Source organism: Gluconobacter sp. ESL1110, from assembly GCF_058107395.1.
In genome coordinates this window covers 40,928-61,187 of the sequence record NZ_JBYLUK010000004.1, presented here as the reverse complement: position 1 = coordinate 61,187, position 20,260 = coordinate 40,928, and the positions used below count along the sequence as shown (strand labels likewise).

At 56.7% G+C, this 20,260-nt stretch carries 20 protein-coding genes and 1 tRNA gene; 8 read left to right on the top strand and 13 right to left on the bottom strand.

From position 1 onward, the window contains the following. Window positions 1-335: 335 nt before the first annotated feature. Window positions 336-1,955, top strand: a complete 1,620-nt coding sequence (locus tag AC3B6F_RS01590; RefSeq protein WP_489823169.1) for a porin family protein — start codon at window positions 336-338, stop codon at window positions 1,953-1,955. 34 nt (window positions 1,956-1,989) lie between these two features. On the opposite strand, the gene AC3B6F_RS01585 is transcribed toward AC3B6F_RS01590, so the two are convergent. Genes AC3B6F_RS01585 through AC3B6F_RS01550 form a run of 8 tightly spaced genes read right to left on the bottom strand, consistent with a single transcriptional unit; the run spans window position 1,990 to window position 9,738 of the window. Continuing rightward, complete coding sequence (locus tag AC3B6F_RS01585) at window positions 1,990-2,781, bottom strand: MBL fold metallo-hydrolase (RefSeq protein ID WP_489823168.1); 792 nt, start codon at window positions 2,779-2,781, stop codon at window positions 1,990-1,992. After that, window positions 2,778-3,563, bottom strand: coding sequence for a TatD family hydrolase (locus AC3B6F_RS01580; RefSeq protein ID WP_489823167.1), 786 nt, complete (start codon window positions 3,561-3,563; stop codon window positions 2,778-2,780). The genes AC3B6F_RS01585 and AC3B6F_RS01580 overlap by 4 nt, the downstream gene beginning before the upstream one ends. Continuing rightward, the gene (gene metG, locus AC3B6F_RS01575; protein ID WP_489823166.1) at window positions 3,560-5,098 is read right to left on the bottom strand and encodes a methionine--tRNA ligase; all 1,539 of its coding nucleotides are present in this window, start codon (window positions 5,096-5,098) and stop codon (window positions 3,560-3,562) included. Before metG ends, AC3B6F_RS01580 begins: the two co-directional genes overlap by 4 nt. Before the next feature lie 29 nt (window positions 5,099-5,127). After that, window positions 5,128-6,051 carry a DNA polymerase III subunit delta' gene (locus AC3B6F_RS01570; protein WP_489823165.1) on the bottom strand — a complete coding sequence of 308 codons (924 nt, stop codon included), beginning with the start codon at window positions 6,049-6,051 and terminating at the stop codon, window positions 5,128-5,130. Next, window positions 6,048-6,713: a dTMP kinase gene (gene tmk / locus AC3B6F_RS01565; protein ID WP_489823164.1), complete on the bottom strand. Its 666-nt coding sequence runs from the start codon at window positions 6,711-6,713 to the stop codon at window positions 6,048-6,050. Before tmk ends, AC3B6F_RS01570 begins: the two co-directional genes overlap by 4 nt. Further along, window positions 6,697-7,974 carry a serine hydrolase gene (locus tag AC3B6F_RS01560; RefSeq protein ID WP_489823163.1) on the bottom strand — a complete coding sequence of 426 codons (1,278 nt, stop codon included), beginning with the start codon at window positions 7,972-7,974 and terminating at the stop codon, window positions 6,697-6,699. Before AC3B6F_RS01560 ends, tmk begins: the two co-directional genes overlap by 17 nt. Further along, window positions 7,971-8,825 carry a septal ring lytic transglycosylase RlpA family protein gene (locus AC3B6F_RS01555; RefSeq protein ID WP_489823162.1) on the bottom strand — a complete coding sequence of 285 codons (855 nt, stop codon included), beginning with the start codon at window positions 8,823-8,825 and terminating at the stop codon, window positions 7,971-7,973. Before AC3B6F_RS01555 ends, AC3B6F_RS01560 begins: the two co-directional genes overlap by 4 nt. Then, window positions 8,812-9,738: a lytic murein transglycosylase gene (locus AC3B6F_RS01550; RefSeq protein WP_489823161.1), complete on the bottom strand. Its 927-nt coding sequence runs from the start codon at window positions 9,736-9,738 to the stop codon at window positions 8,812-8,814. The genes AC3B6F_RS01555 and AC3B6F_RS01550 overlap by 14 nt, the downstream gene beginning before the upstream one ends. 236 nt (window positions 9,739-9,974) lie before the next feature. Between AC3B6F_RS01550 and AC3B6F_RS01545 the strand changes: the two genes are divergently transcribed. Next, on the top strand, window positions 9,975-10,541 hold the full coding sequence (locus AC3B6F_RS01545; RefSeq protein ID WP_034880365.1) for a DedA family protein: 567 nt from the start codon (window positions 9,975-9,977) through the stop codon (window positions 10,539-10,541). Window positions 10,542-10,545: 4 nt separating this feature from the next. Next, on the top strand, window positions 10,546-11,610 hold the full coding sequence (locus AC3B6F_RS01540) for a D-alanine--D-alanine ligase (protein WP_426066189.1): 1,065 nt from the start codon (window positions 10,546-10,548) through the stop codon (window positions 11,608-11,610). A 7-nt stretch (window positions 11,611-11,617) separates the two neighbouring features. Here the strand turns inward: AC3B6F_RS01540 and AC3B6F_RS01535 are convergent, their stop codons facing one another. Beyond that, window positions 11,618-12,082 (bottom strand): MlaD family protein, encoded by a 465-nt coding sequence (locus AC3B6F_RS01535; RefSeq protein ID WP_023942593.1) that lies wholly within the window; start codon window positions 12,080-12,082, stop codon window positions 11,618-11,620. 128 nt (window positions 12,083-12,210) lie between these two features. Here AC3B6F_RS01535 and AC3B6F_RS01530 point away from each other — a divergent pair, with 128 nt between their 5' ends. Next, complete coding sequence (locus tag AC3B6F_RS01530) at window positions 12,211-13,053, top strand: undecaprenyl-diphosphate phosphatase (RefSeq protein WP_062025388.1); 843 nt, start codon at window positions 12,211-12,213, stop codon at window positions 13,051-13,053. Window positions 13,054-13,092: 39 nt separating this feature from the next. Beyond that, a complete protein-coding gene (locus tag AC3B6F_RS01525) occupies window positions 13,093-14,619 on the top strand; it encodes an APC family permease (protein ID WP_489823160.1) in 1,527 nt (508 codons plus the stop codon). A 117-nt stretch (window positions 14,620-14,736) separates the two neighbouring features. Here the strand turns inward: AC3B6F_RS01525 and AC3B6F_RS01520 are convergent, their stop codons facing one another. Continuing rightward, complete coding sequence (locus AC3B6F_RS01520; protein ID WP_010501527.1) at window positions 14,737-15,924, bottom strand: mechanosensitive ion channel family protein; 1,188 nt, start codon at window positions 15,922-15,924, stop codon at window positions 14,737-14,739. Between the two features lie 182 nt (window positions 15,925-16,106). Between AC3B6F_RS01520 and AC3B6F_RS01515 the strand changes: the two genes are divergently transcribed. Beyond that, a tRNA-Met gene (locus tag AC3B6F_RS01515) sits at window positions 16,107-16,181 on the top strand. Between the two features lie 71 nt (window positions 16,182-16,252). After that, window positions 16,253-17,122 carry a glycosyltransferase family 2 protein gene (locus tag AC3B6F_RS01510; RefSeq protein WP_489823159.1) on the top strand — a complete coding sequence of 290 codons (870 nt, stop codon included), beginning with the start codon at window positions 16,253-16,255 and terminating at the stop codon, window positions 17,120-17,122. A 36-nt stretch (window positions 17,123-17,158) separates the two neighbouring features. Here the strand turns inward: AC3B6F_RS01510 and AC3B6F_RS01505 are convergent, their stop codons facing one another. Both AC3B6F_RS01505 and prmC read right to left on the bottom strand, forming a co-directional pair. Continuing rightward, window positions 17,159-17,602 carry a DUF4167 domain-containing protein gene (locus tag AC3B6F_RS01505; RefSeq protein WP_010501523.1) on the bottom strand — a complete coding sequence of 148 codons (444 nt, stop codon included), beginning with the start codon at window positions 17,600-17,602 and terminating at the stop codon, window positions 17,159-17,161. A gap of 233 nt (window positions 17,603-17,835) precedes the next feature. Further along, on the bottom strand, window positions 17,836-18,702 hold the full coding sequence (prmC, locus tag AC3B6F_RS01500) for a peptide chain release factor N(5)-glutamine methyltransferase (RefSeq protein WP_489823158.1): 867 nt from the start codon (window positions 18,700-18,702) through the stop codon (window positions 17,836-17,838). Between the two features lie 30 nt (window positions 18,703-18,732). On the opposite strand from prmC, the gene AC3B6F_RS01495 reads away from it, so the two are divergent. After that, window positions 18,733-19,191, top strand: coding sequence for a hypothetical protein (locus AC3B6F_RS01495; RefSeq protein ID WP_489823157.1), 459 nt, complete (start codon window positions 18,733-18,735; stop codon window positions 19,189-19,191). Between the two features lie 4 nt (window positions 19,192-19,195). On the opposite strand, the gene prfA is transcribed toward AC3B6F_RS01495, so the two are convergent. After that, window positions 19,196-20,257, bottom strand: a complete 1,062-nt coding sequence (gene prfA, locus AC3B6F_RS01490) for a peptide chain release factor 1 (RefSeq protein WP_062018694.1) — start codon at window positions 20,255-20,257, stop codon at window positions 19,196-19,198. Between the last annotated feature and the right edge of the window lie 3 nt (window positions 20,258-20,260).

Below are 20,260 nucleotides of genomic sequence, written 5' to 3'. Positions count from 1 at the left end.
CCAAATGGGCATATATGGCAAAGTGCCAAATCCCAGGACAACCAATGCGATAGCCGTACAACCACGCGAAAGTCCCACAAACGTTGGTTGGGAAGCCTCAGGAATTCAGTTTTACAAGCATCGGAAGAGGTTCAATATCAGCTCACACGAATGTCGTATAAGATATATTATGCCAACTTATATATCAAAAAGACGTCGCTTCCTCACATACTCGTGATACACGATGACTTGTTGCAAAGAATGGCCGTTTTGGCGCTAACGTGAAACGAAGTTCAATTTCTCCCGGTCTCCGAACGCATTTTCGTGACCGGCTCACTCGATGGAACGGTCATTGCATGGCTCGCCTTTCTCTGCGTCAGATTGCCTTTCTGGGCTGCGCTTTCTCTCTGGGCTCGCTTACAGTTCTCCCTGCAACGGCACAGGCGGATGACTACACCGAACTTCTGGACATTCTTCGCGCCAAAGGCAGCCTGACGCGCGGCGAATATAATAGTCTTCTGGCACACCACCTAAGGCATGGCCGTTCTTCCAGCGCTTCGACCAATCAGGACGATACATCCAGCCCCCCTGCAAGACACGACCGTTATCGTCGATACAACCCCAATCAGTACGATGGTTCTCTTGAGCCGCCGGATGTCACAACCATTGCAGCCTCCCAGGCAGCGCAGCGTGCGGCTCAGGACGCTGCCGCCAGCGCACGTGACGCACGCTCCATGCTCGCACATTACGACCCGGACAGCATCGTCAGGGTCAAACCCTACGTCGCAGGCAAAGGCGTGACCGTTCAGGCTGGTCAGATCGAAATTAATCTGTCCGGCTTCATCAACGGCTTCTACACCTATAACAGCCCGGGCGGTGGCCGCCCCGTTGCAGGCGGCATCTCCACAGGGTCCAGCGGTTTTGACTCTTCATCCGTTCGTAACGGCCTGCTGCCAGGCGGCCTGATCCTGAAGCTGAACACCGTTCAGGACGGGATCAAACTCGGCGCAGTTTTCGGAATGTACCCGGGTCTGAACAATGCGGATGTTGGTACATTCAACGCCAATTCTGGTGGTAGCCCGGTTGGTCTTGGTACGGCAGGCGTCGATTTCCGTCAGGTCTATATGACCGCCGGAACCGACAAACTTGGAACCATCAAGATCGGCCGTGACATTGCACTGTTTGCCTCCGATGCCATCCTGAATGATGCAACGCTCCTCAGCGTCGGCAGCACCGGCAGTAATGCCAATCCGGCCAATACCTCACTCGGCCGTATCGGCGTTGGCTATGTCTACACTGACTGGCTCCCGCAGATCACATATATTTCCCCGAAATGGCATGGTCTTCAGGGCTCTCTCGGTATCATGACACCGCTGGATCAGTTCAATTTCGCCGGTGGTGGTCTATCCGCGACAACCACACAGCACAGTTCTCCAATGGTTCAGGGTAAAGTCACTTACGACACCACCATTGCCGGGTTCACCACACGCTTCTGGGCCAGTTTCCTGACACAGCACGTCCAGAACCTGACCAGTTCAACCCTTGGAACCGACAGTCGCAAAGGCGCAACCGTTGCCGCGGGCGACGTTGGCGTGAAACTGTCCCGCGGACCATTTGAAGGCGTAGCGTACTACTATTACGGCAACGGTCTCGGCACGACCGGCCTTCTGTTTGACGGCATTTCACAGACCGGACGCAAGCGGAACTCTGAAGGTTACTATGTTCAGGCATCCTATAAGATCCTGCCGCGCCTGAAGCTGGTCGGAAGCTATGGTGTCAGTAATCTTTATCAGGCGGCTGGCGAAGACAATCCATCACTGGTGCGACGTAATGAGTCCGAAGTCGGCGCGCTGTATTACACACTGACAGACTGGATGTTCCTCGTGGGTGAATATGCCCATACGGAATCAGCTGCTCACGGCCCGAACCGCGAAAGCGATCACACCATGTCTGCCGGTGCGATGATCACGTTCTGATCCTAAAAAAACCGGGCAGCCCCCTGCCCGGTTTTCAAAACTCCAGCACCATTCCGTCATAAGCTGGCCGCACATCTGGCGGCAGCGTTTTGCACAAGATGTCGTAATCCATATCTGTGCCCATATGGGTCAGAATTGTGCGCCCTGCCCTGATTTTCGTGCGCCATTCCAGCACACGCTCCAGCCACGCATGAGCGGGATGCGGTTCATACTGGAAACAATCAACAACCCACGTTCCGACACCATCCAGAAGCTCCAACGCCTCATCAGACAGCGTTTCAACATCTGTCGAATACGCAAACTTCCCAAATCGCAGCCCCAGAGACGTGATCCGTCCATGCTGCTGCTCGAAAACTCGCCCTTCAAGACCCGGAAAAGTAACAGACTGACCCACCGCAACGACCTGCTCATCAAAGACCGGACGATAAAAATCTGGCCCTTTCCAAGGGGCAAAAGCGTAGGCAAAACGCTGTCTAAGTTCTTCCAGAGTGCTTTGCGAAGCCAATAGCGGAAGTGGTCTGTCAATGACGCGATTGATGGCGCGCAGATCATCCAGCCCGGCAATATGATCGCTATGGGGGTGGGTATAGAGCACTGCATCAATGTGGCTCAGGCCACAATTCAGCATCTGAGACCTAAAATCCGGGCCAGAATCAACCAGAAGCCGAAAACCGCCCTCACCTTCGATCACGATCGACGAGCGCGTCCGCCGGTTTTTTGGATTGTCCGGGTTACAGTGCCCCCAGATCCCCGTCTGTGAGCCATCACGCCCCCCGAGCATCGGAACGCCCGCCGAACCACCACATCCGAGGATCGTGACTTTCACGGGCGCGTCCTTATAAACAGCCGATGCACGTTGGCCGTCGTAATCTCTGCGATCCGTTCAGGCGAAACTTCCCGCTCCTGCGCCAAGCGGGCTGCCGTATGCGCCACATATCCGGGCGTATTAGGCCGTCCGCGCTTGGGTGCAGGCGCCAGAAACGGGCTATCCGTCTCCACCAGCAAACGGTCTTCCGGCACAATCCGCGCAACTTCGCGGATTTCCTCACATTTCGGGAATGTCAGAAGCCCCGAAAAACTGATGTAACCCCCAAGTTCCAGAGCCGCTTCCGCCAGCTTTGGTCCGGATGCAAAGCAGTGGATCAGAAACGGAAAGGCGCCCTTCCCGCTCTCATCCCGCAGGATCGCAATCGTGTCGTCGTCCGCCTGGCGCGTATGAATAACGACCGGCAATCCTGTTTCCCGAGCCGCAGCAATATGCGTTCTGAAGGATTCATGCTGCGTCGGCTTCGCCTCATCTCCACTATGAAAATAGTCGAGCCCGGACTCGCCAATCGCCACCACGCAGGACGGTTCCGCCTTGCGCACCAGTTCTTCAACGGAGGGCAAACGCTCCTCACCCACATGATCAGGATGCGTCCCAATCGCGCACCAGACGCGCAGATCTGGCGTGTCAAACCGCGTCAGGCCAATCTGTGTGTCAGCCTGAGAAAACCGCGTTCCGATCGTAATCATCCCGTCCAGACCAGACTGCCGCGCGATGTCCAGCGCGGCAGGCACATCGTCAAGACGGTCCAGATGGCAGTGACTGTCAATCAGTCCCGTCATTCTGCGTCCTCGACGACAAAGCGCGGGAACAGCCCTTCCGGCTTCGGCAGTGTGCGGCCACCCGGCAGCGGCGTTTCAAGAGCCGCAAATGTGCGCTCGCCCTCTTCCACACCAAGCTGCGTCAACATCTTGTCCATGGTGTTGGGCATGTAAGGCTGAAGCATTGTCGCAATACCGCGGATCACATCCAGCAGCACACGCAGCACATGCGCCATCCGCTCCGGATCGGTCTTCTTCAGCGCCCAGGGAGCCTGACGGTCGATGTACGAGTTGGCTGCACGAATGATCTTCCAGACTTCTTCAAGCGCATCCGTGATCGCCTTGCGCTCAATCTGTTCGCTCATAAGCGTCGGGAGTAACTGAACAGACGCCAGAATGGTCTGATCATCTTCTGTCAGCGGACCACGCTCCGGTACGACGCCACCAAGATTGCGTGCAACCAAACTCAGCGTCCGCTGGCACAGATTGCCAAGATCATTCGCCAGTTCGACATTCGTGCGCGTAATCATGGAGCGGCGGCTGAAATTTGAATCGCCACCAAACGGCACTTCCCGCATCAGGAAGAACCGCAGCGCATCCAGACCGAACTCATCAGCCAGTGCCTTCGGGTCCAACACATTGCCGAGAGACTTGCTCATCTTCTCGCCTTCGACCGTCCACCAGCCATGGGCAAACACGCTTTTCGGCAGTTCGATACCCGCAGCCATCAGGAAAGCTGGCCAGTACACGCAATGGAACCGGGCGATTTCCTTACCGACAATATGCAAATCAGCCGGCCAGAACTTCGCACGCGGATCATTCAGGTCCGGGTAACCCACAGCCGTCAGATAATTGGCGAGCGCATCGAACCAGACATACATGACGTGATCCGGATCGTTTGGAACCGGAATACCCCATTTGAAGCTGGTTCGGCTGACGGAGAGATCCTTCAGCCCCTGCTTCACGAAGCTTTCGATTTCCCGACGGGGACCATGTGGGCCAATGAAGTCTGGGTTATCTTCATACAGCTTCAGCAAACGGTCCTGAAACTCGGACAGCTTGAAGAAGTAAGACGGCTCCTTGACGCGCTCAACCGGCGCACCGGATGGAGCAACCATCGTGCCATTCGGCTTCTTGACCAACTCGTCTTCGCCAATGAACGCTTCATCCCGCGTAGAGTACCAGCCTTCATACGCACCGAGATAGATATGGCCGTTGGCCGCAACCTTCTCCCACAGAGCCGTTGCAGCAATCTTATGGCGCTCATCCGTCGTGCGGATAAACTCATCCGTGGAGATAGCCATGTCCTGCTGCATCTGGCGGAAAGACGCAGAAATCTTGTCGGCATAGGCCTGCGTATCCATGCCCTGAGCGGTCGCGGTCTGCTCGACCTTCTGGCCGTGCTCATCCGTCCCGCTGACGAACAGGACGTCTTCACCATTCAGGCGATGGAAACGGGCCAGAACGTCCGCCGCGATGGACGTATAGGCATGCCCGATATGCGGAGCGCCGTTCACGTAGAAAATCGGAGTTGTAATGGTGAAGCGCCGCGTCATGTCCACTCGTCTTGTCATGCCCGAGCCATTCACATCCCGGCAGCGCGTTCCACTGCCTGACGGATGGCCTGAGCCTTGTCCAGATTAAAACCGTCTGTCTGCCGCTTCAGTGTATCAAGTTCTGAACACTGACGGGCAGAAGAATCAGCAAGAAGCAGATCGCCACGTCGTGCAGCCGAGCGTGCGCGTTCTGCTAACCCCTCGCCTAGCAAATCGCAGAGCAATGCGAAACCTTCCGTCTCCCGGGCGATCCGGTCAATGAGAGGGAGCATCTCTGCAGTCAGGGCCTTTCCAGCCAGGATTTCTGCCACAAAACCTGCAATGGCCCCGTCCCGGTCCTGCGCCAGAAACAGTGCCCGTCCCGGTGAACCATGTGCCCTTACCAGCACATCCTCGGGTACATCTGGCAAAATAGCTCTCATATCCCGATCTGAAACGGGAGACAGCGCCAATGCCCGACAGCGGCTGCGGATCGTCGGAAGAAGCTTACCGGGAGACGCTGTGGTCAGCAGCAGGATGGCCCGCGGCGGTGGCTCTTCAAGGATTTTCAGAAGCGCGTTGGCCGCGAAACGGTTCAGAAACTCCGCCCCGTCGACGATAACCACACGCCAGCCGCCTTCAGTGGCCGTGTGATGCAGGAAAGACTGGACCGGCCGGACATCCGCAGCCGTAATTTCTCCGCGCAGACGCCCTTTTTTCTCATCAACCGCACGGGAAATTTCCAGAAGATCACCATGTGTGGCGGCTGTAATACGCCGACCAGCAGGTGAGTCGGGATCTTCCCCGTTCAGAAGAAGACGCGCCAGACGAAACGCCAGCGTCGCTTTCCCGATCCCTGCAGGGCCGGAAATCAGCCAGGCATGATGAAGACGTCCCGAGGCCAAGGCAGTCCGAAAAACATTTTCAGCCTCTTCATGACCCCGGAGTTCAAACGTTTGCCGAGGATCTGTCACGCGCCAGAAACACTCGCCGTCTGATCCAGACGTTGCAGCACAGCTTCAAGCAATGCACGGCTGACGGCTTCGGGCGTGCGACCAGCATTGATACGCTTCACACGTTCTGGCTCTGCACGGGCAATCGTATCGAACCCCGTCAACACACGCTGATGAAAAGCCTCAGCCTGACCTTCATAACGATCCGTCCGTCCGCCCCGGCTTTCCAGACGCTCAAGCGCCTGCTCCCGTGGAAGCTCCAGCAACAGTGTCAGATCCGGCTCACGCGCCACGAGACGCCGGGCGCCCGTGATGAACTCCAGACGTTCTGCCGAGGCATTCCCAACACCGTAGCCCTGATAAGCCAGCGTCGAGTCATGAAAGCGGTCACAGACAACAATCGCACCACGCTCAAGAGCGGGCAGAATCAGATTATCCAGATGATCACAGCGCGCCGCCATATGCGCCAACACTTCCGCACGCCAGGAAAATTCTTCTTCCCCGAACAGAAGCAAATGACGAATGGCTTCCGCGCCCGGTGTCCCGCCCGGTTCACGGGTCAGGATCGTCTCGTAACCCCGGTCTCGAAGCGCATCCGCCAGAAGGCGCGCCTGCGTGGATTTCCCCGCGCCTTCGCCACCTTCCAGCGTGATGAACAGGCCGTTCTTAATTTGCAGGGCCATGACCAAGGCGCGCCATTGCACGTCCAACCAGTCCGAGTTTCGCAACGGACGCTCCAGCCTGAAGCGCCACACGAATATCCGCCATGCCCGGCGCTGAAATTACGATCGCCCCACAGGACTGTCCGGCGACAACCGGCGCAATCACCGGCGACGCATAATCCACTGCGATGTGAGAGCGCTGCTGCCAGCCGACCGGCATCGTCATCACGATGTCAGCGCCAGCCACGAGCGGAACAGCTTTACGCTCACCCATCCAGACAGGCGCATGATCGACAACCTGCCCCTTGCGGAACAAAGTCGCATTTTCGAAATTTGCGAAAGCCCACGCCATCAGACGCTCACCTTCATGAGCACGCTCATTGCTGGACGCCGTGCCGTTGATGACAACAATGACGCGATTACCATTGCGGTTGGAGCTGGCGCACAGACCAAACCCACCTGCATCGGTATGACCCGTCTTCAGACCGTCAGCGAGGCCCTTATCCACGAGAACGTTCCGGTTGCCCTGCTTGATCTTGTTAAACAGGAACTCGGTTTCACCGAAGAAATGATAGTACTGCGGAAAGTCGCGAATCAGATGCATGGCGACAGTCGCTACGTCATGAGCGGACATGTAATGCCCCTCAGCTGGCAGACCCGTCACATTCATGAAGTGCGAGTTGTTCAGCCCGATCTTGGGCGCTTCCTCGTTCATCATCGCAACGAAGCGTTCTTCAGACCCGGCAATGCCTTCAGCCAGCACAACGCAGGCATCATTGCCGGACTGGATCACCATGCCCTGGATGAGATCCTGCACCGCGACACTCTCACCAAGCGGCACGAACATCTTGGAACCCTGCGTCCGCCAGGCTTTCTCGCTGACAGGCAGAGTCTGCTCCAGACGAAGTCGTCCGGTCGCCAGCATCCCGAACACGATATAGGCCGTCATCATCTTCGTCAGGGACGACGGTGCCATACGCTCGTCAGCAGACTTGTCCAGCAGGACTGCACCCGTGTCGAAGTCCACGATATAGGCCCAGCGCGCCACGGTATCGAACGGGCCGATCGGCGTATTCGCAGGTGTTCCAACTGGTGTTGCGGGAGCAGCAGAAGTCGCAGCTGCTGCGGCCTTCGCGTGGCCAGCATGATGATGCGGGCGTGCCAGTGCACTCAGCGGCCCGCCAAAAGAAGCACAGGCAGCAAAACCTGCCACACCACCGAAAAGAGAGCGTCTAGTCCGCACGTTCGTCCCCAGTCTTTCAGCCTTAATCACGGCCGTCATTCCACAATGATCCGCGCGCCCTCTACCCCGCACGCATGGGTCCGGTCCAGTGCCGCATCGGCCTGGGCGGTATCGGTATAGGGTCCGGACCTTACACGCCAGTCCAGACCTCCCCCATCAGGGACGCGCTGAACCTCGCCGGAGCACCGCGCCGTAATACTGGCAGCAGCCCCGCGACCGGAAAACTTGCCTAACAGGACATAAAGCCCCGTAGGTCCCGGATTACTCTGCGACCACGTGACAGGCATCGCGGCAACCGTTGATGCAGCCTGATGTCCCTCCGACGAGTCGCTTCCATAGGTCTTCGCCGTACCACCATCGAGAGACTCTGCACGAACCTCTCCAACCGGGGCGGATTGAACATCCAGATGAGGCGCGCCAGTCAGTCCTTCAACCAGAGCCCGGCTGGCGGCTTCTTCTTCCGTCACCTCTACAGGTGTATCGGCGGTCATCCCAAGAAGATCCGCAGCTTTCGGAGAGAGCGCAATAATTCGCCCGGCGCTTTCCGGACCACGACGTGTCAGTCGGATACGCACAACCCGTCCGTTGATCAGATTGCGAACCGTCACAACAGCAGGAAGCTGCAAAGTCTGATGGGATCCCGTCATGCCATCCGCGGACCAGGCCTCTCCGTCCGACGCGAGGTGCCCTTTCAGAGGCGTTTCGCGTGTGGCAAGACCGGTCGCGCGGTAATCAAACTGCTCATAGGGATAAAACCACCCCTGCGGACCCTGCCACGCGTTTCCCAACTCGTAATGAGGGTGCGCGACAGGTACAGGCGCGTCATCCTGATGACAGGCGCCAAACAGAGGCAGAAACGCCAAAAGTGGCGCGCAATTACGGAGTAACAATGCCGGTTCCCAGAAGACCTACGCCCAGCGCGTAATAATCAGACGGATTGTAACGACGGATCACGTTGAAATTATGGTAAACCATGAAGGCCTGCGTGCCCGGACCATCCGGCTGGACAATCGCCCCTTTGACGTCAGTCCGCGAGAAGCGCGCACCATCTGCCCGGCGAACACCGAGAGACATCCATTCCGCCAGAGACTTCGTATTGATCCGTCCGATCTGGCTCTTGTCCAGCACATTTGCCAGCGTGACTTCCTGCCCCCAGGGCTCATAGGGCTGCCAACCACATTTGCCCATATAGTTGGAAATGGAGGCAAACACATCTGGCTGGGACGTCCAGATATTGCGCTTTCCGTCTCCGTCTCCATCTGCCGCATAGCGCAGATAGGCACTTGGCATAAACTGGGCCTGCCCCATGGCTCCGGCATAGCTGCCCATCATAGCTTCAGGGGAGATATCCCCGTCGTTCAAAATCTGGAGCGCCTTCATCAGCTCTCCCCGGAAAAACGTGGAGCGGCGACCATCAAAGGCCAGTGTCGCTAACGCATCAACAACCGAGAACGTGCCGGTGTGTGCGCCAAAACCCGATTCGAGCGCCCAGATCCCCATGACCGCACGATCATCACACCCGAACCGCGCACTGATCGGAGCCATGATGTTTCCCACACCAGCGTAAACAGTGCGCCCTTTCTGAAAGCGCGACTCTGGCAGAACACGATCACGATACTGCGCCCAGGTCAGGGTGAACTCAGGCTGATGACGATCAAGCTTCAGAACCTTGGGGTTCGGCTCCCTCGTCAGCGACAGCGCGCGCGTTACGACAGCGGAAGACAGCCCCTGAGCCAGCGCCTGCGTCCTCACCCCTTCAAGAAACGCGCCGTAATCCTGTGCTTCAGCGGAACGTATTCCCATCGCCGCGGCTCCGGCGACCGAGGAAAAGGCGGCAAGAAGGTTACGTCTTTTAAGCACTGGACTATCAGCCCCCAGAGGGTGGTTCATTTGCAGCGCACGCTAGCAACCTGTGATGCTCCCCGCCAGCCTCTCATCCTTCTTTCCACATTCAGAAGGGTGAAACCACAACCGTGAGATTGTCGCCAGCACGCCAACATGCGACATCAACGTTCCATGATCATGGAACATCCCCCGGCATGATAGCCATTGGCCCCGCCCTGGCGTCGCAGCCTGCCTGGCTGAAAGCCGTCAGCATCATTGTGGGGACATTCATCCTCGAGGATGTAGCGACCGTCCTGTCAGGCGTTGCAGCCCGCGCCGGACATGTCAGCATAGCATTGGCCCTTGGAGCGCTCTGGTTCGGCGTCGCTGTCGGAGATCTCGGACTGTACGGCCTCGGCGCTGCCGGAGCACGCTGGCCTTACCTTCGTCGCTTCCTGACCCTCCCCAAACAGGAACGCACGCAGGACTGGTTCTCGAAGAACGTCATCCGCATCGTGGCCATCTCACGCTTCGTGCCCGGCGCCCGCCTGCCGCTCTACACAGCCTGTGGCTTCTTCCACGCACCTTTCGTGCGCTTTGCCCTGACAGCAGTTCTCGCTACGCTAGTGTGGACAACACTGTTGTTCCTGCTGGCCATGCGGATCGGCGGCTGGCTTCTGGCGCACCAGGGAGGCTGGCGCTGGGCCGGGCTGGCAGGATTTGTTCTGTGTATCGTTGTTGTCGGGCGTCTGATTGCCCGTATCCAGACCGTGAGCCAGTAATTGAATGTCTAAGACAGAGACCGAGCAAAATCCCCTTTCTCTTTTTGAGTTCTGGCCAGGTTCCATCTTCTACACGCCTATCGTCCTCTACTGGATCGCCATGGGCCTGAAATACCGGGATCTCAGTATTCCTACGGCTGCCAATCCGCGCATTGAAACAGGCGGACTCTGCGGTGAGAGCAAATCCTCGATCCTCGATATGGCTGGTCCCGTCGCACAGGACGCCATTGCACCCTACGCTGTTTTTGAAAGCGGCCCTGGGTCACTGGAACGCGCTCTGACAGCCATGGAGCAGTCCGGCCTCTCGTTCCCCGTCGTGGTCAAGCCAGATATCGGTTGCAATGGAACAGGCGTGAAGCTCGTCCACACTCGCGAGCAAATGGAAGAAGTCCTTCCGCAGTTCCCGGATAACGTGGCGCTCATGGTGCAGGAACTCATCGATTACCCGGTTGAAGCGGGCCTGTTCTATATCCGCCACCCGGATCAGACACAGGGCCGCATTACGTCCGTGACCTACAAGGAAGCTCCGGTTCTGACGGGTAACGGACGTTCCACCATTGAGGAACTCATCATGCGCGATCCTCGCATGAGTCAGGTTCCCCAACTGTATCTGCCCCGCCTTGCAGGCCGAGAGAAAACGGTGCTGGCCGAGGGTGAGCAACTGCCATTGGTTTTCGCTGGCAACCATTGCAAAGGGTCCGTGTTCCGAGATGGCCGCGCAGACACCACACCTGCACTGACCGCCCGCCTGGATGCCATCATGAAAGACGTTCCAGATTTCTATTTTGGTCGGGTCGATGTGAAGGTACCTTCAATCGAAGCTCTTCAGCGTGGGGAAGATCTGCGGATCATCGAGATCAATGGCGTCGGCTCTGAAGCCATTCACATCTGGGATCGCCGTACGACACTGTGGGAAGCCTATCGCGCCCAGTTTTCCCACTATCGCCAGACGTTTCTGATCGGTGCAGCCAACAAGGCCCGCGGATGGAAGACCTCTGGCGCGTTCGGAATGCTACATTCCTGGCGCAAGCAGCGTCGCCTGCTCGCGTCCTATCCGATGAACGACTGAGGGAACATCAGTTCCCGAGGTTACCACCACCGAAGATATAATTGCTGACCTGTTGCTCCAGAGACAGTTGATCGCGGGTATCCTTGATAACCCCGCCAGCAGTCAGCGTCTTCGGGTCTTTGCCTGGCTCGATCTGAAGAGCGTTATCAGACGTCATGCTGGGCGCACCGATCCCAACAGCCGTATCAACGGGCAGATGAAGACGTTCATCAACCGAGAATGCTACGTCGGCCATCTGGCTCTGCGGATCCAGGCGGATGGACTGAACACGCCCAACGGTCACTCCCGCCAGATCAACATCCGCACCCGGCTTCAGACCGTTGGCCGAATTGAACTGAGCATGCATGACAATGCTGTTCTGAACCGGGTCCTTGCGCAACTCTTTGCCGTAAACAAGAAACGCCCCGGCAACGACAAGAACAAGGCCACTTGCCAGAATGGCACCGCCGCGCCCGCTGTATCCTGACTTCATGCCGCGCCTCAACTTTCAGAAAACCGAATAGAAAAGCGAGTTAATCTGCCCCCAGAGCCCGGTCAAGGTTGCGTCCCTTCGCCCCATCAGGCAAGTGACTTCCTTTTCCGCCCATCCGTGCAGGCTCCATGACGCTTTTCCAGGCCATCATCCTCGCCATCGTTCAGGGTATTACCGAGCCCTTCCCTGTCAGCAGCCTCGGTCACGCCGTTCTGCTCCCCGGTATCCTCCATTGGAACGTGGACGAACATTCAGACATGTTCCTGCCGTTCCTGACGATGCTCCATGTCGGAACCCTCGTGGCCCTGGCGGGTGTTTTCTGGCGCGACTGGATGGCCATTCTTCGCGGGATGCTTGGTCTGCACGGTCGATACAACCAACTTGAGTCGATTCGGATCTTTGGTCTTCTCGTTATTGCGACAATTCCGGCTGTCATCTTCGGCGGCCTTTTCGAACATCGCCTCCGAGGCATATTCGGAGCCCCTCTGGCCGTCGCAGGGTTTCTGGTCCTGAACGGCCTTCTGCTTCTGGTTACCGAATGGCTCCGCAAACAACGTGGACAGGCAGATCACCGGCCGATCTCTTCCCTGTCTCCCAAGGATGCCCTGGTGATCGGGTTCTGGCAGTGCCTTGCCCTGTTCCCGGGCCTGTCACGCTCAGGCGCCACGATGAATGGCGGCCTTCTCCGTGGGCTGGATCATGGCACAGCTGCCCGCTTTTCCCTTCTCATGGCCCAGCCAGTCGTTCTGGCAGCGACGGTCAAGGAAGGGTGGCAGATGCGGCACATGACAATCTCTCATGACGTCATGTTCCAATGCGTCGTAGGTGCCTTCGCAGCCGGTATCACCGCGCTGATCTGTTCTCTCCTGATGTTGCGCTTCTTCCGCAATCATGACGAATGGGCTCTCAAGCCTTTCGGCATTTACTGCATTGTTGCCGGTCTTCTGGCAGGCGTTCTCATCGTTCTATAAACCTTTCCAGACGCCGCTTTTCCCGGCAGATTAGGGATCATGCCACTTCCGATACAATCCAGCGCATCCGCCGCCACAACTGCCCGTCGAAAGAGTCTCGAACAGATCATGTCCGAGAATGAGTCGCATGGACTGAAGCGCAGCCTCACAGCCACACAACTCATCCTTCTGGGCGTGGGATCAACAATCGGCGCTGGCATTTACGTCATGACGGGGACTGCTGCTGCGGAGTATGCTGGCCCATCCGTTCTCATTTCGTTCGTTGTCGCAGCTCTGGCCTGCCTCTTTACAGCGTTTTCTTATGGAGAACTGTCCTCCACGTTGCCTGTCTCCGGCTCAGCCTACTCCTACGCCTATATTTCAATGGGCGAAAAAGTGGCGTGGATCGTAGGATGGCTCCTGCTTCTGGAATATGGAATCTCCTGCGCTGCAGTGGCAGCCGGTCTGTCCGGTTACGCGTCGTCCCTGCTGGCCGTCTTTGGTATCCATTTACCCCAAGCCCTTACCCAAGCCACTCTTCAACCGGTTCCAGGATCGGAAGGCTCCTCCATCAGCGGAGGATGGAGGCTGGATCTGATCGGGTTAACTGCCGTCTTCCTGGTCACGGGTCTGCTCGTTCGGGGCATTGAGGAATCCGCCCGTGTCAACACGATCATCGTCTTTCTAAAAGTGGGTGTTCTTGCTTTGTTCGTGGCATTTGGCATTCATGCCATTCATCCCGCAAACTGGCATCCCTTCATCCCAGCCAATCAGGGGGGCTTCCACTACGGCGTCAAAGGTATTTTCCGGGCCGCCTCAGTCATCTTTTTCGCCTATGTCGGCTTTGAGGCCGTCTCCACAGCATCAGCCGAGGCCAAAAACCCGACCCGGGACGTCCCGGTCGGGATTATTGGAAGCCTGCTGATCTGCACCGTCGTGTATATGATCGTTGCCGCAGTATTGCTTGGCATCGTTCCTTATCACGAACTGGACGTACCGGACCCGCTGGCCATTGCCGTGAAAGCCATGAACACGCCGTGGCTGGCCATCTTCATCAATGTCGGTGCAACAATAGGTCTCTGCTCGGTTCTGATGGGGCTTATGTATGCCCAATCCCGCGTCTTGCTGACCATGAGCCGTGATGGCCTCATCCCTGCCCTGTTTGGCAAGGTTCACACACGGTTTCGCACCCCATGGCTTGGCACCATCGTTCTCGGCCTGGTTGTGGCTTTCATGACTGCCACCCTGCCCATCGACATCATCAGCGATCTGGTCTCCATCGGAACAGCTGCCGCTTTCGGCATCGTCTGCTTCACAGTCATCTGGCAGCGAAACACGCGGCCAGACATTCAAAGACCCTTCAGCGTTCCCTTGGGCGGGTTTCGTATTCGTGGTTTCTGGGTTGGTATAACGCCCCTTCTAGGCATTATTTTCTGTCTGCTCATGACCATTCCCCTCGTCACAGACATGATCCATGCAGTGGCCAGCGGTAACCCTGTCCCTCTGCTCCTTCTTACAGGATATGTAGTGCTGGGTGTCATGACGTATGTTCTCTACGGACGCCACAACTCTACGATGGCGCCGTAAATCCTGTCTGACGGATAAAGACGTTACAAACTGACTTCCTTATCCGCGTCACCATAACGCTAAACGCAACAAGCGGGACAAATAATAAAAGCCACTGCGTCCCAGTGGCTTTTACCTTTACGCGCCGGGCGTACCGGGCCCCATATAACTGCCTGGCGGAGGTCGATCGATCTTGGGAGAGAGCAATTCGCTTGGCCATGCGTCCTCTCCCGGTCTCGGGGGCATCATCGCAAAACGCGCACGAGGCAATGCCTCAGGACATTCTTCCCGAATACGGGCAATGATCTTCTCCCGGATGTCACAGCGCAGATCCCAGCTCTGCAACGCATTCCGAGCACTGGCAATGATACGGATAGACATGACCTGAGCATTGCAATCTGCCACCTGCACATCAAAAACCTTACCATTCCAAAGCGGGCATGTGCGGATGATTTCGTTCAACATCTCCCGCACCTTGTCCATCGGCGCTTCATAATCCAGCCAGAGGAACACTACGCCGATGATCGCCGCGGAATTATGCGTCCAGTTTTCGAACTGGTTTTCCAGAAAGTAGGAAATCGGGACGATATGTCGGCGCCAGTCCCACACCCGAAGGACAACATAGGTCGCATTGATCTCCTCAACCCAGCACCAGTCCCCATTGATAATGACAAGATCTTCCATACGAATTGGCTGGGTCACTGCAATCTGCACGCCCGCAATCAGATTGGTCAGCAGACCACGTGCAGACAGACCAACGATCAGGGACGCGGCACCAGCGGAGGCAAAAAGCGAAACACCGTATTGCTTAACGGACGGAAAAAGCATCAGCGCGGACGCCACCGTCACGATACCCACCATAATTTCCGTCAGGCGCCTTAAAACACGAATCTGCGTCTGGTGCGTGCGGATCATGATGTCGTCAGTCTGCTCTCGTGACGACAGACGATTGAGGTACGCCTCCGTCATGATCCGGAACACGATAATGGCCGAAAAGCCAAAGGTCAGAACCAGCAGAAACAGGAAAAACAGCTTGAGATCCTGCTCCGTCTCATAAGAAAATCCCGTGGCAGCCGGGAGTGCGCCCAGCATGGCAAGCAGCGCAACCATGATCCGTGTTGGACGACGAAGAGCCGCAACAATTTTCCGGATCAGCGCTGCACTTCGGGAACCAGGAATACGTAGCGTCAAGGACGTGACGAGGTTTCCACAATAGAAAGCGAGAATACCCACGACCGCGAGCATCAGAACGGAGACGACAGGTGCCGGGAGCCAGGTAAAGTAGGATCGAACGGCAAACAGCGTGCTGACGAAATGCTGCGTCACTAGGCGGAAAACTCCTTAACAAGAGATCTGGAGAAAAGCGGAAAGCTGCCCAGCCATAACAGATATGACCAGTGTAAAAAATGCAGTGACCAAAATCCTGCATTTTCCTCTGGATAACGTATTGACACTCAATCAGATCCCCCTTAAAAACCCGCCTCAACGCCGGGGCATCCCGGTGGGATGGCGGTGTAGCTCAGCGGTAGAGCAGGGGAATCATAATCCCTTGGTCGGCGGTTCAAATCCGTCCACCGCTACCATCCTTCTTTCCTAAAAAATTATAAAAATCTTTCAGGTATCTGATCTGAAAGCATTTTTGTATTCTGACGACATGATCAAGAAACCTCTTGCCGTCGTCACTATGGTTTACAATGAGCCAGAACATCTTCTGATCTGGCGCAGACATTACGGCGCGCAGGTTGGTGAACAGTCCTGCTACGTTATCGACCACGGCTCAGATGACGGATCGACAGACGCTCTCGGGCAGATCAACCGGGTCCGAATTCCCCGCTCTCCCCAGGATGATGAGCGCAGAACAAGATCCATTGGGAAGTTCTGCGAGAGTTTGCTCGAGTGGTACGATACCGTCATCTACGTCGATGTTGATGAACTCCTTCTCCCTGACCCAGACATCTTTCCGTCCCTCACACATTTTGCCCAAGCGAATACGCGGCCAGTCGTAACAGCCACAGGACTGGACATCATTCATCTGCCGGAGAGCGAGGCTTCGCTGGATTATACGCGCCTCGTCTCTTTCCAGCGCCAGCATGTGCGATTTTCAAGCGCTATGTGCAAACCCGTCCTGATCCGTATCGCCATCACATGGGCGCCTGGTTTTCATTGCTGTGCAGAAATTGCTCCCGAAATGGGCGCTCCGCTTTTTCTCTTCCATCTTCGTTATGCAGATCTGTCTTCTGGTCTGCGCCGACTGGAGCGGACACGAAGGCAGCCCTGGTGCTCCAACGACGTTGGGCAACATCAGCGAGTGAACGATCAAGACTGGGAAAACATGCTCCGCGGCATGGCGGCTCTTCCCGTAGTAGAAGCCACTTTCGACCAGAACGATCAGCGTCTGCATAACTGGCGACACGCTGTCGAGAACAGCGCCACGTCTCGAACGCATGATCGCTACAGACTGGATTTGCACCTGAACGGAACAGAACTCTGGCGCCTACCAGAACGGTTTATTGGCCGGATATAAAAAAACCGGCCCTTCACAGGGCCGGTTTCAGAATTGTTACTCCGCTTCAGCCGGAGCTTCTTCCGAACGGGAAGACTCGATCGAAGGCTGATCATCGCCCTCATCCTGCCCGTGTTCGTCACCGCCACGTTCGCCACGCGATTCACGGCGCTCTTCATAAGCCCGCTGGCGCTGCATCTGACGCTCATTGCGCTCCTGCTGGCTCTGCTGAGCAGCTTGGTTCATGGCATTCAGAATACGGAAATAATGCTCTGCATGCTGGAAGTAGGCTTCCGCAAGGATGCGATCCCCCGTTCCTGTCGCATCCCGGCCAAGCTGGAGATACTTTTCGAAGAGCTGCTGGGCAGTTCCACGAATTCTGAGGTCCGGGCCATTGCTGTCAAACACATGGTTGCGGTTCAGAGGGGTCTGGGAATTGCTACTGCGTGGTGTCCCGCCGCCAGCACGATGATGCCGGCCTCTTATACGCTTCATATTCATCGACCCGTGATGCACTTTCCTGATGGCGTGCCCCACTTCTGCCCGTGCAGAAGGATGCGTCCGCCGCTGCCGAAAAGACGTCTGTCTATCTCGCTGTGGCTGGACACTGGCCAGCCTCTCATCCGCTGCCGGCTACTGAAAGACGGTCAACAGGAGCAACTGCATAAGGAAAAAACCGCCATTGCGGCTTCTACGACAGAATGCAGTTTCCTGTTCATATCAACTCTCAGTCTCTAAGCCAACGTCTTTCCTGAGTTTTCTGACCACTGAAGAACAAGAGCCCGTGCGATTCCACCCAAATCGTTCTGCCGCGCAACCTCCCGTAGTCCGTTAGCGCGACCGATTTCTGAGACAGAATCAATCTGGCCCAGACCCATTTCCAGAATAGCGTGACCGCCCGGCACCAGAAGTGACGGAAGCGCCTGACAGAGCAGGCGATATGCATCTAACCCGTCCTGACCACCATCCAGCGCACGAGAAGGTTCATAGCGAGCAACTTCCGGCATGAGATCGGGCACATCTGCCGTTTCAATATAAGGAGGGTTGGAAATCACCACATCGAATTTTCCGGCCAAAGCGGAATCCCAGTTTCCCGCCAAAAAACAGCTTCGGTCCTGCAATCCGTTCCGGCTAGCATTCCTGCGAGCAAGTGCTGCCGCTCCTGCGGAGAGATCCACCCCCACACCCCAGGCCTGCGGATATTCCGACAACGCAGAAAGAAGCAGACAGCCTGTGCCAGTTCCAAGATCAAGCATCCTGAGAGACGCCGCACGATCCGGCCGCACAGTCAGAAGCGCCTCAATCAGAGCTTCACTATCCCCACGCGGAATCAGCGTGTCAGGTGTCGTATGGAAATCAAGCGTCCAGAACCCTGTTTCCCCGACAATAAATGCCAGTGGCTCCCGTGCCGCACGTCGCGTAACAGCCCCCTCAAACCGAGTCGCATCAGATTCCGAAACAGTTGTCAGGGAAAACAGTCCCGCTGGATCACGACCCGTCGTCCACCCCAATAAAAGCCGCGCTTCCCGGCGCGGATCTTCCAACCCGGCCCTTTGCAGAACCTCTGTTGCCTGTCGAAGAAGAACATCTTTTGCAGTCATCTTGCCCGAGAACCTGCTATACCTGTCATCATGAAGTCCAAACGTGCATTCTTATTCTCAGCCCTTCTTCTGGGATGCGCCTTGCATACGGCTCAGGCCCAGTCAGAACTGCCCGGTACCTTCACCGTGACAGATGAGCGCGCTTCAGAAGAAATATCCGAAGTGTCCCGTCTTTACCTTGACGGTAACCTTGTGGCGACCTTCCGGCTGGGGCTGTCCAAATCCCGCGAAACACGCACTATTCCCCTACCCGCTGGACGATATGACGTTGATTACGCGCTCTGCGGCGAAATCACCATCATGCATAACGGTCATCAGGAAATGCATCAGGTTAGCAGCGAAGGACAACTCCATCATCCAGAAGGCCATACTCTGGATGCCGTCGGAAGTAACAACTTCACTGATTTCTTCCTTGTGGATTACAACGACCCCTCTGTTGCAACCCACCGACATGGACGCGCTGCTGTCTGCGCTACGCCAAGTTCCTGACTCTTTAAAAGCCTTCCGCCGCAAGAAGCTCTGTCTGCTCCTCACGCGTCAGAGCATCAATAATCTCATCGAACTCGCCCGCCATGATGCGCTCGATCTTGTAGAGGGTCAGGTTGATCCGATGATCCGTCACACGTCCCTGCGGAAAATTGTAGGTCCGGATGCGTTCTGAACGATCACCCGTTCCGACCTGAGACTTACGATCTGCGGCACGCGACTCATGCGCTGCGGATCGTTGACGCTCATAAAGGCGTGCCCGAAGAATCTTCATGGCCTTGGCACGGTTCTTGTGCTGGCTCTTTTCTTCCTGCATCGCCACGACAACGCCAGTCGGGATATGCGTAATCCGAACGGCACTTTCGGTCTTGTTAACGTGCTGTCCGCCCGCACCAGACGCGCGATAAACGTCGATCCGCAGATCGTCGTCATTGATCGTCACGTCCACTTCTTCCGCTTCTGGCAGAACAGCAACAGTCACCGTCGATGTATGGATACGGCCCTGACTTTCTGTGGCCGGTACCCGCTGAACACGATGAACGCCTGATTCATACTTGAGACGGGCAAAGACGGAACGGCCGGAAATCGTCGCCATGCCTTCTTTCAGGCCAGCGACTTCGCTCTCGGCATATTCCATGACTTCAAAGCGCCAGCCGTTCTGTTCCGAGAAACGGCGATAGGCGTCGAAAAGCTGGGCGGCAAAAAGCCCGGCCTCGTCACCACCCGCCGCCGGACGGATTTCCAAAATGGCGCTGCGCTCATCAGCAGCATCCTTGGGCAGAAGCGCAATACGCAGGTTGTGCTCCAACTCAGGGATACGCGCTTCTATCTCTTCAAGCTCGACCTGAGCGAGTTCCTTCATTTCGGGATCAGCAAGAAGAGCCTGGGCCCCTTCCCGCTGCCTCTCGGCAGCCTGCCAGGCCTGAATGGACGCGACGACAGGTTCAAGCTCCGCATATTCGCGCGAAAGACGGGTGAACTCCTCTCCCCCCATTTCGCCAGACGACATCAGAGCCTGAATTTCTTCCGAGCGGGCAACAATCCGCTCCAGCCTGTCATCAAATGCCACGTC